Annotated in this window: 11 protein-coding genes; 7 read left to right on the top strand and 4 right to left on the bottom strand. The window is 70.2% G+C overall.

What is annotated here, in order from left to right; genetic code table 11:
* Positions 1-86 precede the first annotated feature (86 nt).
* Complete coding sequence (locus ACZY1G_RS01740) at positions 87-1,031, top strand: D-2-hydroxyacid dehydrogenase family protein (protein WP_463821435.1); 945 nt, start codon at positions 87-89, stop codon at positions 1,029-1,031.
* Positions 1,032-1,103: 72 nt separating this feature from the next.
* On the opposite strand, the gene ACZY1G_RS01735 is transcribed toward ACZY1G_RS01740, so the two are convergent.
* Positions 1,104-2,402, bottom strand: a complete 1,299-nt coding sequence (locus ACZY1G_RS01735) for an acetyl-CoA C-acetyltransferase (RefSeq protein ID WP_463813311.1) — start codon at positions 2,400-2,402, stop codon at positions 1,104-1,106.
* Positions 2,403-2,553: 151 nt separating this feature from the next.
* Here ACZY1G_RS01735 and ACZY1G_RS01730 point away from each other — a divergent pair, with 151 nt between their 5' ends.
* A complete protein-coding gene (locus tag ACZY1G_RS01730) occupies positions 2,554-3,906 on the top strand; it encodes a 3-oxoacyl-ACP reductase (protein WP_463821434.1) in 1,353 nt (450 codons plus the stop codon).
* 1 nt (position 3,907) lies between these two features.
* Positions 3,908-4,759, top strand: a complete 852-nt coding sequence (locus ACZY1G_RS01725) for a MaoC/PaaZ C-terminal domain-containing protein (protein ID WP_463821433.1) — start codon at positions 3,908-3,910, stop codon at positions 4,757-4,759.
* Positions 4,760-4,764: 5 nt separating this feature from the next.
* Here the strand turns inward: ACZY1G_RS01725 and ACZY1G_RS01720 are convergent, their stop codons facing one another.
* The gene (locus ACZY1G_RS01720) at positions 4,765-5,412 is read right to left on the bottom strand and encodes a TetR/AcrR family transcriptional regulator (protein WP_463813308.1); all 648 of its coding nucleotides are present in this window, start codon (positions 5,410-5,412) and stop codon (positions 4,765-4,767) included.
* A gap of 64 nt (positions 5,413-5,476) precedes the next feature.
* Complete coding sequence (locus ACZY1G_RS01715) at positions 5,477-6,676, bottom strand: glycoside hydrolase family 3 N-terminal domain-containing protein (RefSeq protein WP_463821432.1); 1,200 nt, start codon at positions 6,674-6,676, stop codon at positions 5,477-5,479.
* A gap of 72 nt (positions 6,677-6,748) precedes the next feature.
* Here ACZY1G_RS01715 and ACZY1G_RS01710 point away from each other — a divergent pair, with 72 nt between their 5' ends.
* The 4 genes from ACZY1G_RS01710 to ACZY1G_RS01695 are packed head-to-tail and all read left to right on the top strand — an operon-like array spanning position 6,749 to position 13,093.
* Positions 6,749-7,231, top strand: coding sequence for a universal stress protein (locus tag ACZY1G_RS01710; RefSeq protein WP_463821431.1), 483 nt, complete (start codon positions 6,749-6,751; stop codon positions 7,229-7,231).
* 10 nt (positions 7,232-7,241) lie between these two features.
* Positions 7,242-7,415, top strand: a complete 174-nt coding sequence (locus ACZY1G_RS01705; RefSeq protein ID WP_463813305.1) for a DUF2613 domain-containing protein — start codon at positions 7,242-7,244, stop codon at positions 7,413-7,415.
* A 16-nt stretch (positions 7,416-7,431) separates the two neighbouring features.
* On the top strand, positions 7,432-11,637 hold the full coding sequence (locus ACZY1G_RS01700) for an alpha-(1->3)-arabinofuranosyltransferase (RefSeq protein ID WP_463821774.1): 4,206 nt from the start codon (positions 7,432-7,434) through the stop codon (positions 11,635-11,637).
* 1 nt (position 11,638) lies between these two features.
* A complete protein-coding gene (locus ACZY1G_RS01695; RefSeq protein WP_463821430.1) occupies positions 11,639-13,093 on the top strand; it encodes an AMP-binding protein in 1,455 nt (484 codons plus the stop codon).
* On the opposite strand, the gene ACZY1G_RS01690 is transcribed toward ACZY1G_RS01695, so the two are convergent.
* A complete protein-coding gene (locus ACZY1G_RS01690) occupies positions 13,068-14,240 on the bottom strand; it encodes an acyltransferase family protein (RefSeq protein ID WP_463821429.1) in 1,173 nt (390 codons plus the stop codon). The two genes, ACZY1G_RS01695 and ACZY1G_RS01690, sit on opposite strands and share 26 nt — an antisense overlap.
* Between the last annotated feature and the right edge of the window lie 19 nt (positions 14,241-14,259).

Raw genomic sequence — 14,259 nt, 5'->3', positions numbered from 1 at the left:
AGCGTCGCGGAAAAACTTTTCGCCTGTTTCGGCGCGGCTCCGATCGGTACGAGTTCCCCCGGTCCCGTCGGGCATATCGTCGCAGGATGAGCAGCCCGCGGATCCGGATCGCCGTCCTGGACGATTACCAGGGCGTCGCGCTGACCTCGGCCGACTGGTCACCGGTCACCGCGCGCGCCGACGTCACCACGTTCTCTGACCATGTGTCCGACGAGGACGATCTGGTGGCCAGGCTCGCGCCATTCGACGTGATCTTCGTGATGCGCGAACGCACACCGCTGCCGCGCACGGTCCTCGAGCACTTGCCCCGGCTGAAGATGATCGCATCGACCGGTCCCACCAATGCGTCGATCGACATGGCGGCCGCCCAGGAGCTGGGCATTCACGTCAGCGGTACCGGCGGCAGCGTGGCATCGACGGTCGAACTCACCTGGGCGCTGATCCTGGCGGCGTCACGGCACCTAATCGCCGAGAGCCGGTCGATCGCCGATGGCGGGTGGCAGACGACGGTCGGCCTCGAACTGGATCGCCGGGTGCTGGGCGTGCTCGGCCTCGGGCGGATCGGGTCGCGGGTCGCCCGCATCGGGGCGGCCTTCGGCATGGACGTGGTGGCGTGGAGTGAGAACCTCACCCCCGTGGCTGCGAGCGCGGCAGGAGCGCGCTACCTGCCGCGCGAGGAGTTCTTCGCCACCGCCGACGTGCTGACCGTGCATCTGAGGCTGAGCGAACGGTCTCGCGGGCTGATCGGCGCCGCGGAACTGGCCGCGATGAAGCCGACTGCGCTGCTGATCAACACGTCGCGCGGACCGATCGTCGACGAGGCCGCGCTGGTCGATGCCCTGACCTCGGGTGCCATCGCCGGTGCCGGTCTCGACGTTTTCGACACCGAGCCGCTGCCCGCGGCGCACCCGTTGCGCACGATGGCGACCGTGACGGCCACGCCGCACATCGGCTACGTGGCCGACCGGTCCTACCGGATTTTCTTCCGCGACGCCGTCGCCGCGATCACCGAATGGCTCGATGGTCTCTAGCGCCGAGATCGACGAAAAGGCGACCTCGTCTCGCACTTTCCCGCCCAAACGTTGGTTTGGGCGTAGTGGAAGCTAGGCCTCGAGGATTGCGGTGACGCCCTGGCCGCCCGCTGCGCACACCGAGATCAGGCCACGGACCGGCTGACCCGTCTCCTTCTTCTTCTCGTTGAGCTGCTTGGCCAGCTGCGCCACGATGCGCCCGCCGGTTGCTGCGAACGGGTGCCCGGCCGCCAGCGACGAGCCGTTGACGTTCAACTTCGACCGGTCGATCGAGCCGAGCGCGGCATCGAGGCCGAGGCGCTCCTTGCAGTACTCCTCGGACTCCCAGGCCGCCAGCGTGGCCAGCACCACCGACGCGAACGCCTCGTGGATCTCGTAGAAGTCGAAGTCCTGCAGCGTCAGGCCGTTGCGGGCCAGCAGCCGCGGCACCGCGTACGTCGGTGCCATCAGCAGCCCGTCGCGGCCGTTGACGTAGTCCACCGCGGCGGTCTGGCCGTCGACGAAGTAGGCCAGCACCGGGATGGACCGTGCGGCCGCCCACTCCTCGGAGGCGAACAGCGCCACGGATGCACCGTCGGTCAGCGGGGTCGAGTTGCCCGCGGTCATCGTCGCGTCGCCGTTGCGTACGCCGAACACCGGCTTGAGCTTGGCGAGCTTCTCCGGCGACGAGTCGGGCCGCAGGTTGTTGTCGCGGTAGAGCCCGAGGAACGGGCTGACCAGATCGTCGAAGAAGCCGCGGTCGTAGGCGGCGGCCATGTTGCGATGGCTCGCGGCAGCCAGTTCGTCCTGGTCGACGCGCTTGACGCCCATCTCCTTGGCCGTCACCGCGGCGTGCTCGCCCATCGACATGCCGGTACGCGGCTCGCTGTTGACGGGGATCTCGATGCCGAGCGCCGCGGGCAGCTTGCCCACCAGCTTGAGTCGGTCGACGTTGGACTTGGCCCGGCGCAGGCTCAGCAGCACCCCGCGCAGGTCGTCGCCGAGCGCGATCGGGGCGTCAGACGCGGTGTCCACCCCGCCCGCGGCGGCGACCTCGTAGCGGCCCGCGGCGACGCCGTCGGCGGCCGCGATGGCGGCCTGCAGACCGGTGCCGCAGGCCTGCTGCAGGTCGAACGCCGGCGTGTAGGAGGACAGCGAGCTACCCAGCACGCATTCGCGCATGAGATTGAAGTCGCGGCTGTGCTTGAGCACGGCGCCGCCGATCACCGCGTCCAGGGCCTCGCCCTTCAGGTCGAAGCGTTCGGCCAGCCCGTCCAGGACGGCGGTGAACATGTCCTGGTTGGACGCGTTCGCGTACGCGCCGTCCGAGCGCGCGAACGGTATCCGGTTGCCTCCGAGGATGGCTACCCGTCGGGTTGTCTTGTCGGCCACGTCTGCCTCCCGGCGTCGCGAGGGTGGTTGGTGTCGAGGGTCATACTACCCACCGTTCTTACTCTGGAGTAAGTTCGTGATGGATACGACAGTGCTGGGTAACCCCACCACCGTCCACAGTCATGTACCCGGATTCTCGAAAGGCAGCGCCGTGGCTACCGATCTCCTCTCCCAAGTCGTCAACTCCGGACCGGGATCCTTCCTGGCCAAGCAGCTGGGCGTACCGCAGCCCGAACCGCTGCGCCGCTACAAGGCCGGCGAACCGCCGCTGGCGGGCTCGCTGCTGATCGGCGGTGAAGGCCGCGTGGTCGAGCCGCTGCGGGCCGCCCTGGCCGAGGACTACGACCTGGTGGTGAACAACCTCGGCGGTCGCTGGGCGGACAAGTTCGGCGGTCTGGTGTTCGACGCCACCGGCATCACCCAGCCGGAAGGCCTCAAGGCGCTCTACGAGTTCTTCACCCCGTTGCTGCGCAACCTCGGCCACTCGGGCCGGGTGGTCGTCATCGGCACCACCCCCGAGGAGATCAGCGACGTCCACGAGCGCACCTGCCAGCGCGCGCTCGAGGGGTTCACCCGCTCGCTGGGCAAGGAGCTCCGCAACGGCGCCACCATCGGCCTGGTCTACCTGCACCCCGACGCGAAGCCGGCAGCCACCGGCCTGGAGTCGACGCTGCGCTTCCTGCTGTCGGCGAAGTCGGCCTACGTGGACGCGCAGGTGTTCCGGGTCGGTGCGGCAGACGCCACCCCGCCCGCGGACTGGGACAAGCCGCTCGACGGGAAGGTCGCCGTGGTCACCGGCGCCGCCCGCGGAATCGGCGCGACGATCGCCGAGGTGTTCGCCCGCGACGGGGCCAAGGTGATCGCGGTGGACATCGAAGGAGCTGCCGAGCCGCTTGCCGAGCTGGCCACCAAGATCGGCGGCACCGCGCTGACGCTCGACGTGACCGCCGCCGACGCCGTGGACCGCATCACCGAGCACGTCACGCAGCACTACGGCGGCACGCTGGACATCCTCGTCAACAACGCCGGCATCACCCGCGACAAGCTGCTGGCCAACATGGACGAGAGCCGCTGGGACTCCGTGATCGCGGTGAATCTGCTTGCCCCGCTTCGCCTGGCCGAGGGCCTGGTGGGCAACGGGACGATCGGCGACGGCGGCCGTATCGTCGGGCTCTCCTCGATGGCCGGCATCGCGGGCAACCGCGGGCAGACCAACTACGCCGCGACCAAGGCCGGCATGATCGGGCTGACTGACGCACTGGCCCCGCAGTTCGGCGAGAAGAACATCACGATCAATGCGATCGCTCCCGGCTTCATCGAGACCAAGATGACGGACGCGATCCCGCTGGCCACCCGCGAGGTGGGGCGCCGGCTCAACTCCCTGTTCCAGGGTGGTCAGCCCGTCGACGTCGCCGAAGCCATCGCCTACTTCGCGAGCCCGGCGTCGAATGCCGTGACGGGCAACACGATTCGCGTGTGCGGCCAAGCACTGCTGGGGGCCTGACGTGAGCGAGGGCGAGCAGCCGTCGGGGCTGCGCAACCTGGTCCTGGCCGCTGCGGGCGCGCTGCCGTTCGTCCCGCGCGGGGACACCCTGCCCGAGCGCCGGCTCACGGTCGACGAGCTCAGCATCGATCCGGCGCACGTCGCGGCGTACGCCAGCGCCACCGGCTTGCGGTTCGCGAACACGGTGCCGCTGACCTACCCGTTCGCGTTGACGTTCCCGACGGTGATGGCGCTGATCACGGGGTTCGACTTCCCGTTCGCCGCCATGGGTTCGGTGCACGTGGAGAACCGCATCACCCAGTACCGTCCGATCGCGGTGACCGACACCGTCTCGGCTGCAGTGCATGCCGAGAACATGCGTGAGCACCGCCGCGGGCTGCTGGTCGACGTGATCACCGACGTCACGGTCGGCAACGAGACGGCCTGGCATCAGGTCACCACGTTCCTGCACCAGCAGCGCACCAGCCTGTCCGACGAACCGAAACCGCCGCCGGCTAAGCAGCCCAAGCTGGGCCCGCCGAACGCGGTGCTGTCGGTCACGCCCGGCCAGATCCGGCACTACGCGTCCGTCGGCGGTGACCACAATCCGATCCACACCAACGCGATCGCAGCCAAGCTGTTCGGTTTTCCGACCGTCATCGCTCACGGAATGTGGAGCGCGGCAGCCGTTTTGGCGAACATCGAAGGGCAGCTGCCGGATGCGGTCACGTACTCGGTCAAGTTCGCCAAGCCCGTCGTGCTGCCCGCCAAGGCCGGGCTGTACGTGGACCGGCACGGCGACGGGTGGGAGTTGACGCTGCGGCACCTGAGCAAGGGACATCCGCACCTCACAGGCACCGTCTCACCGGCCTGAGCGGCTCAGGTCTGTGAGACGGCCTCGGCGTCGGGGAACGCGTCGGACGGTGCCTCCGACGGCGCTGGGGCGCCCTTGAGGCCCAGCCAGAACAGGTCGATCATCAGTGCCGCGGCCTCATCGACGTCGGCGTCCCCGGTGCTGACCCGCGAGGCCACCGCCTCGCCGGCACCCACCAGGGCGACGGCCATCATGTCGAAATCGGTGTTCGGACCGGGGAACCGGGTGCCCGAGCGCAGCAACCGGCCGACGAGTTCGATGATGCGCTCGCGCCCTTCGCGCACGGTGTGGGCGAACCGTTGCGAGCTCGTAGCCTGGGTGTAGAGCACCATCCAGGACGAACGGTTCTCGTCGATGTACTTGAGGAACGCCAGTACAGCGCTGCGCAGCAGCTCTTTCGGTGGGTCGTCGAAGTCGATCTTGTCGCGCACCTCGTCGACGAACCGGGCCAGCTCACGGTCGAGGCAGGCAGCGAACAGCTCTTCCTTGGAGCCGTAGTACAGGTACAGCATCGGCTTGCTGATCTGTGCCTCGGCGGCGATCGCGTCCATCGATGTCTCGTGGTAGCCGTTCACCGAGAAGATCTGCACGGCTGCGTCGAGCATCTGCTGCTCGCGGACGGCGCGAGGCAAGCGCTTGGTCCCACCTGCCATGACGCGCCTTTCTCGTCTGAGAGCCAACATGCCTACCAACACAGGGTAAGCATTGGCTGACGAATCAGCCGCCGCAGCGCGGTGAGGGCCCCTTCAGAGCGGCCAATCGGGTCACCGACGCGTCAACGGCAGAGGAGGACAATTCGCCCGCCGCGACAGCCTTCTCGAGCCGGTCCAGCACCGCGGGCACCTCGGTCGTGGTGATCCACAGCGCGACGTCCGCGCCGGCCTGCAGGGAACGCAGCACCGCGTCGGCGACGCCGAACCGGTCTGAGATGGCCTTCATGCTGGACAGATCGTCGGTGAACACCACGCCGCCGAACGGCGGGCCGCCGTAGTCACCGGAGCGCAGCAGCGCGTAGGCAGCAGGGCTGAGGCTGGCGGGTTCGCTGCCGGTGAGGCCCGGCACCTCCATGTGGCCGACCATCACGGCCACAGGTCCCTGCGCCGTCAACGTCCGGTAGGGCACGAGGTCGCCTGCCTGCAGATCCGCCAGAGGCGGGGTGACCACGCTGCCGGCGTGCGAATCACCGGAGCCGTGCCCGTGGCCGGGGAAGTGCTTGAGCACCGGGAGCAGGCCGGCGTCGCGCAGCCCGCGGGCGTAGGCGCCTGCGTAGTCGGTGACGGTGGCGGGGTCGGCGCCGAAGGAGCGGTCACCGATCACGGTGTCGTCGGGGGCGTCGGTGACGTCGACGACGGGCGCGAAGTCGATGGTGATGCCCATGCCGCGCATCTGGCGGCCCCGGTCGAGCGCGATCTGGTAGACCTGCTCGGGCGTGTCGGTCGCGGCCAGTGTCCGGGGAGCGGGCTGGCTGCCGATCAGCTTCGCCAGCCGGGACACCCGGCCGCCCTCCTCGTCCACGCTGACCGCCAGCGGCAGCGGCCCCGCGTTGGCGGCGATGTCGGTGAGCGAGCCGTCGGAGAGCATCGACAGGTCCGTCCAGCTGCCGATCATGATGCCGCCGACATGCTGGCTGTCGACGACCGCGCGGGCGTCGGCCGCGCCGGTCACCCCGACCATCAGCAGCTGGGCCAGCTTGTCGCGGGTCGACATGGCCGCCACTGCCGCGGCGGGATCGCCACATGCGGGCGCCGGGGCCTGCGGGGGCGCGATGCCCGGCTGCGGACCGGCAGCCTGGGCGACGGTCGAGGCCGTCGGCGACTCGGCGGGCGGGTTGGCGTCCGAGGAGGCGCATCCGGCCAGCAGCACCGATGTCGCGAGAATTCCGGTCAGGGTCCTGAGTGCGCTTCTCGAAACAACCATCGGGCTCGACCCTAACTGCAAGGCATCCCCAGCCATAGTCTGAGGGGAAACCGGCGCGAGGAGGAGGACCGAATGCCAGGCGAGGAGACCGTCGTGCTCATCGCCTTCGACGGGTCCCCGACGGCACGCCGCGCGGTGGAGCACGCCAGCCGGTTCCTGACCGTCGATCGTGCGGTCGTGCTGACGGTCTGGGCGCCGATCGACCGCGGCTCGCCCCCGGTCTCCTATGACCTGGACGGGCCACCCGATCCGCCGGCCGCCGACGAGATCGACATGGCACTGGCCGAGGCGCAGCGCACCAACGCCGACGGTGTCGCGCTGGCGGCGGCGGCCGGTCTGCCCGCCGAACCGATGTGCACAGCGCAGACCTCCACGGTGTGGGCGACGATCATCGCGGCGGCCGACGAGGTCGACGCCGATCTGATCGTCACGGGAACGCGTGCGATCACGGGTTTCCGCGCGCTGGTGCAGTCCAGCGTCGCCGACCACGTGCGGCGCCGAGGACACCGCCCGGTGCTCATCGTGCCCCCGGAGCTGGAGAGTCGCCCGTGCTAGTTTGTGGCCCATGGATCGGTTCCTCGTACCTGCGGCGGCCAGCGTCGTCGTCGGCCTGCTGTTGGGCGCGGCGGCCGTGTTCGGGGTCACGCTGATGGTCCAGCAGGACACCAGGCCCCCTCTGCAAGCGGGCGATCCTGCGTCCGCGGTGCTCAACAGGGTCGAGTACGGCGACCGTAGCTGAGCCGACAACCCTGCCGCTGTCGCGGCGCTGGTTGTGGGTGGCCGCCGCGGCGGCACTGGTCCTGACGTTCGCCCAGTCCCCCGGCCAGATCTCCCCGGACACCAAGCTCGATCTCACCGCCAATCCGCTGCGCTTCCTGACGCGCGCGTTCACGCTGTGGAACAGCGAGCTGCCCTTCGGTCAGGCGCAGAACCAGGCGTACGGCTATCTGTTCCCGCACGGCACGTTCTTTCTCGCCGGTGACCTGCTCGGGGTGCCCGGGTGGATCACCCAGCGGCTGTGGTGGGCGATGTTGCTGGTGGCCGGGTTCTGGGGCGTGCTGCGCGTCGCCGAGGCCCTACAGATCGGCACCACCACCTCGCGGGTGATCGGCGCTCTGGCCTTCACGCTGTCCCCGCGGGTGCTGACGACGATCGGGGCGATCTCATCGGAGACGCTGCCGATGATGCTGGCGCCGTGGGTGTTACTGCCGGTCATCATGGCTCTTCAGGGCGGGACGGCAGGGGTGGGAAAGACAGGGGGTGATCCGCGGGTCCGTCTGCTGGCCGCGCGCTCGGCAGGGGCGATCGCGCTGATGGGTGCGGTCAACGCGGTCGCGACGCTGACGGCGTGCCTGTGCGCGGTGGTGTGGCTGGCGTGCCACCGACCGGGGCCGACATGGCGGCGCTTCGTGGCGTGGTGGCTGCCGTGCGTGGCCCTTGCGGTGGCGTGGTGGGTGGTCGCGCTGCTGCAGCTGGGCCGCATCAGCCCGCCGTTCCTCGACTTCATCGAGTCGTCGGGTGTGACGACACAGTGGATGTCACTGACCGAGATGCTGCGCGGCACGGGCGCCTGGACGCCGTATGTGGCACCGACCGCGACTGCGGGGTCGACGCTGGTGACCGCCTCGGCCGCCGTCCTGGCGACGACGCTCGTCGCGGCGGGCGGGCTGGCGGGCCTGGCGTTGCGGAGCATGCCGGCGCGGGGGCGGCTGGTGACGATGCTGCTGGTGGGAGTCGTGCTGCTGGCTGCCGGTTATTCCGGCGGGCTCGGTTCGCCGATCGCGGCGCAGGTTCAGGCATTTCTCGACGGCGACGGCACCCCGCTGCGCAACCTGCACAAACTCGAGCCGTTGCTGCGGTTGCCGCTGGCGCTGGGGATCGCGCACCTGCTGGGCCGGCTCCCGCTGCCGGGCAGCGTGCCGCGGCCGGTGTGGCGGCGCGCGTTCGCCCACCCCGAGGACGACAAGCGGGTGGCCGTCGGAGTCGTGGTGCTGGCTGCGTTGGTCGCGGCGACATCGCTGGCGTGGACGGGTCGGTTGACGCCGCCGGGGACGTTCGACGCGATCCCGCAGTACTGGCATGACACGGCGGCGTGGCTCGACGAGCACGATGCCGGGGGACGTGTCCTCGTCGCCCCGGGTGCGCCGTTCGCGACCCAGGTGTGGGGCAACAGCCACGACGAGCCGCTGCAGGTGCTCGGCGAGAGTGCTTGGGGGGTGCGGGATTCGATCCCGCTGACCCCGCCGGAGACCATCCGGGCGCTCGATTCGGTGCAGCGGCTCCTCGCCGCGGGCCGGCCCTCCGCCGGGCTCACCGACACCCTTGTGCGGCAGGGTGTTTCGTATGTGGTGGTGCGCAACGACCTGGACCAGGACAGCAGATCGGCGCGCCCGATCCTGGTGCACCGGGCCATCGACGGCTCGCCGGGCCTGACCAAGGTGGCCGAGTTCGGCGACACGGTGGGCCCGGGCACGCTGGAGGGCTTCATCACCGACAGCGGGCTGCGGCCCCGCTATCCCGCCGTGGAGATCTACCGCGTGGCCGGCCCCCCTGACGCGATGGCGCCCTATGTCGTCGACGCCGACGCCATGCCCCGTGTCGACGGCGCACCGGAATCGTTGCTGCGTCTCGACGAACGCCGCCGCCTGACCGGCCGGCCCCCGCTCGGCCCTGCCCTGCTCACCCAGGATGCGCTGCGCGCCGGGCTGACGGCCCCGCTGGTGACGGTCACCGACACCCCGATGGCACGGGAGACCGACTACGGCCGGGTGGACGATCACAGCTCGGCGGTCCGCGCCCCCGGCGACGCCCGCAACACCTTCAACCGCGTGCCCGACTATCCGTCGCGCGACGCCACGCCCGTGAAGGGTGCGTGGGACGGCGGCCGGATCACGGTGTCGAGTGCAGCGTCGGATTCCACTGCGCTGCCCAATGTCTCACCGGCGTCGGGTCCCCCGGCCGCGATCGACGGCGACTCGTCGACGAGCTGGGTGTCCAATTCCTTGCAGAGCGCGATCGGGCAGTGGCTGCAGATCGATTTCGACCACCCCGTCACCAATGCGACGTTGACGCTGACTCCGAGCGCCACCGCACTCGGGGCGCAGGTCCGCCGGGTCGAGGTGTCCACGGTCACCGGGACCAGCACGGTGCGGTTCGACGAGCCGGGCAAACCGCTCACCGTCGCACTGCCGTACGGCGAATCGCCGTGGGTGCGCATCACCGCGGTGGCCACCGACGACGGCTCCCCCGGCGTGCAGTTCGGCATCACCGACCTGTCGGTCACGCAGTACGACGCGAACGGTTTCGCCCACCCGGTGAACCTGCGCCATACCGCTGAGGTACCCGGTCCGCCGCCCGGTTCGACTGTGGCGCAATGGGATCTGGGCACCGAACTGCTGGGCCGCCTGGGCTGCGCGTCGAGTGACACCGGCCTGCGGTGTGCGGCCGCGATGGCGCTGGCTTCCGAGGAGCCGGTCAACCTGAGCCGTACCCTCACGGTGCCGAGCCCCGTGGAGGTCACGCCGACGGTGTGGGTGCGCGCCCGCCAGGGCCCCAAGCTCGCCGACCTGATCGCCCAGCCCGACACCACCCGCGCCGGCGGCGACGCCGACCTGATCGATGTGCTGGGTTCGGCCTACGCGGCCACCGACGGTGATCCCGGCACCGCATGGACGGCACCCCAGCGCGTGACCCAGCCGCGCTCGCCCGCCACTTTGGTACTCAAACTGCCGTCCGCACAGCCTGTGTCGTCACTACGGGTGACACCGAGCGAGTCGACGCTGCCCGCGCATCCGACGCTGATCGCTGTCGACCTGGGCGGCGGACCCGAGGTGCGCCGCCTCACCGACGGCACCGAGACGCTACGGCTGGCGACCCGGGTGACCGACACGATCACGATCTCCCTGCTTGACTGGCACGACGTGATCGACCGCACTGCACTGGGTTTCGACCAGCTCAAACCGCCGGGTCTGGCCGAGGTGGTCGCCCTGGATCCGCGGGGCCGGCCCATCGGCGCGGCGGATGCCGCCGAGAACCGCACCCGCACGATCACACTCGGGTGCGGCCAGGGTCCGATCATCGCCGTCGCCGGGCAGTTCATCCAGACCTCGGTCCGCACCACCGTCGGCGCCCTGCTCGACGGCGCCCCGATCCCCGCTGCACCCTGTCGCTCCGGGCCGATCGCGCTGCCCGCAGGACAGCAGGAGCTGGTGATCAGCCCCGGAGCGGCTCTCGTGGTCGACGGTGTCGCGCTCGACACCCCCCAGGCTGGTGAGATCCGCTCGGCAGCAGAGCAGTCCGTCGACACCGAGCAGTGGGCCAACGATCGCAGGCAGGTCGGCGTCGCACCGTCGGACCGCGAGCGGGTGCTGGTGGTGCCCGAGAGCATCAATCCCGGGTGGTCGGCCCGCGGCCCGGACGGCACGGCGCTGCGCGCCATCACCGTCAACGGCTGGCAGCAGGGCTGGCTGGTGCCGCCGAGCGCTGGTGGTGCCGTGACGATGGAGTTCACCGCCAACACCCCGTATCGGGCCGGCCTGGTCGGTGGTCTGGCCCTGTTGCCGCTGCTGTTCGCGCTGGCCGTCGTCCCGATGCGACGGCGTACCGCACCCAGAGCTCCTGCGCAGACGTGGGCACCCGGCCTGGTCGCCATCGGCGTCGCCGCCACCGTGGCCGCGACGGTGATCGCGGGGCCTGTCGGCACGGTAGTGGCCGCGGCCGCGTTCACCGCGCGTTTCCTGCTGCGCCGCCGAGAAGCGCTGTGTGACAACATCACCGTCGTCGCGGCCGCCGGTGGGCTGACACTGGCCGGCGCCGTGCTCAGCATGTACCCGTGGCGCTCGGTCGACGGCTACATCGGCCATTCGCCGTGGGTGCAGTTGCCGGCACTGGTCTCCGTCGTGGCGGTCGCCGTCTCCGCGATTCCCCGCCGTACCGAAACGCCCACCCCGCAGGATGGCTGACATGAGCTCACCCGTCCCTCCGATCAGCACCCAGGTCTCGGCGCTCGCCGTCCGGGGCCCCGACGCCCCTGCCGTCACCTGCGCCGGCGTCACCGTGACCCGGGCCGACCTGGACGCGGTCACGAACCGCCTGGCACGGGGTCTGGCGTCGCTGGGGGTGGGTGTCGGCGATTACGTGACGATCGTGCTGCCCAACTCGCTGGACTGGGTCTACGCGGTGTTGGCCTGCTGGAAGCTGGGCGCGATACCGCAACCGCTGTCCGCGCGGCTGCCCGATGCCGAGTTGGCCGACCTGCTCGAACTGCGGCGGCCCGCTGTGCTGATCGGGCGCGCAGACCCGGCCGGAGTCACACCTGATACGACAGTTGCTGTGGCGCAGGATTTTTCGGATGCGCCCGTGCCGGAGGCGGTGTCACCGGTGTGGAAGTCGATGGCCTCGGGGGGCAGCACCGGGCGGCCCAAACTGATCGAAGCGGGGGGAGACAGCCGCATCCCCGCGGCGATCGGCACCCCGTTGGGCGCCCAGGACGGCGACGTGTCGCTGATCTCGGTGCCGCTGAGCCACAACACCGGGTTCACGACGTTCGCGGTGGGTCTGCTGCAGGGGCACCACCTGGTCGTGATGCCGCGGTTCGATCCGCACGATTTCCTGCGGCTGGTCACCGAGCACCGGGTGACGTTCCTGACCACGGTGCCGACGATCATGCAGCGCCTGCTGCCGGTGTACCGGGAGAATCCCGAGGCCTACGACCTGTCGTCGATCCGCCGGTTCTGGCATCTCGCGGCGCCCTGCCCGCCGGCGGTCAAGCGCGCCTGGATCGACCTGCTCGGGCCGGAGGTGGTCTGGGAGCTCTACGGCGGCACCGAGCTGCAGGCGCTGACGTTCATCTCCGGCGAGCAGTGGCTGACACACCCGGGCTCCGTCGGCGTCGTGGTCGCCGGTGAGATGACGGTGCTCGACGACGACGGCAACGTCTGCCCGCCCGGGGTGCCCGGCGAGATCTACATGCGGCGCGACGCGGGATCGCGGCCCACCTACCGCTACGTGGGCAGCACCGCCAAGAGCCGTGACGGCTGGGAGTCCCTCGGCGATCTGGGCTATTTCGACAATGACGGCTTTCTCTACCTGACCGACCGCCGCGTCGACATGTTCACCGTCGGCGGCCGCAACGTCTACCCCGCCGAGATCGAATCGGCCCTCGCCGAACATCCTCGGGTGCTGTCCAGCCTCGCCGTCGGCGTACCGGACGAGGACCTGGGTCAGGTGCCCTACGTCCTGGTACAGGCGCCGGGGCTCACCGCCGACGACGTCACGGCGTTTCTGGCCGGGCGGCTCGCGCCCTTCAAGATCCCGCGCACCGTCGAGCTCACCGACCGTCCGTTGCGCGACGATGCGGGCAAGGCGCGCAGGTCGGCCGTTCGGGACGAGATCATCTCGCGACGGCTGGCTCGGTGACATCGTCGACAGAGCGGTCGAGCGGCGTGGGGTCGTTGCGGCGCTCCCAGCGGCGCAACGCGTTGCGGCACGGTGATTCGACCAGGGCATAGCTGACCGCTGCGATCGCGAACCCGAAGCCGACCGTCAGCAGCAGCACCGGTACGAAGTGGCCGTTGAACGCGAACTCGCCCAGCATCGGGAACACCATCGCCAGCGCGGCCAGATGCCACACGAACAACCCGTAGGACCAGCGGCCCAGCGTCACCATGACCGGATGCCCCAGCAGCCGGTGCGTAGTGTCGGGGCGGTCGAGAACCAGCGGCGCGAGCAATGCGCCCGCGACGATCGCGCCCATCGCGGTCTTCATCGTGACCTGGCCGATCGTGCCGAACTGCAGGCCCTCCCGGCCCGCGAGCGGCGAGGCCGCGACCAGGAACGCGGCCGCAGCGATACCGGCCGTCAGCACCCGGTTCCGGGCCACCCGGTGGGCGAGGCCGACGGGAGAGACGGTCAGCTCGGCGAGCACCATGCCCGCGGCGAACCAGGAGAAGAACGCCGGCGGCCAGTTCCACAGGTTGTGTCCGGAGTCGGGATCGAACGGGATACGCACCCAGAACAGGCTGGCGACGGCGGCGGCGAGGATGACCGGGATGCGGGCGCGGACCGGCACCCGGCGCACCAGCAGCGCCAGCAACGGCAGCGCGATGTAGAAGGCCACCTCGACCGACAGGCTCCACATCTGGGTCAGCCCGGCGGTCAATGTCAGCGGCACATAGATCTGGGTCAGAGTCAGATTGGACAGCCAGACCGTGGCGTCGGCCTTGGCGTCGGGCAGCAAGGTGAGGATCACCACGACCGCCACCAGGTAGCCCGGCATGATGCGGACGAAGCGGGACCGCAGGTAGTGGCCGGTGGCGGGGCGTTTCCTCAGACCGCGAGCGGCCGCGGCGTGACCGCGCCACAGCAGGAACCCCGACAACGCGAAGAACACGGCGACCGCCAGGTCGAAGCGGCCGAGCAGCCGGCCGGTGATCCCGGTGGTGTGGCCGGTCTGGAACGCGACGTGAGTGACGACGACGCCGATGGCCGCGCAGGCCCGCAGACCCTCGACGGCGGGCAGGAAGCTGCGCGTGCCGCCGACTTCTACCGACTTGGTGGTCGTCACGGCGACCAGTCTGCCGGAC

The organism is Mycobacterium sp. IDUB_5 (genome assembly GCF_055419565.1).
The sequence above is the reverse complement of the archived record's forward strand: the minus strand, read 5'-3'. Positions and strand labels throughout refer to the sequence as shown.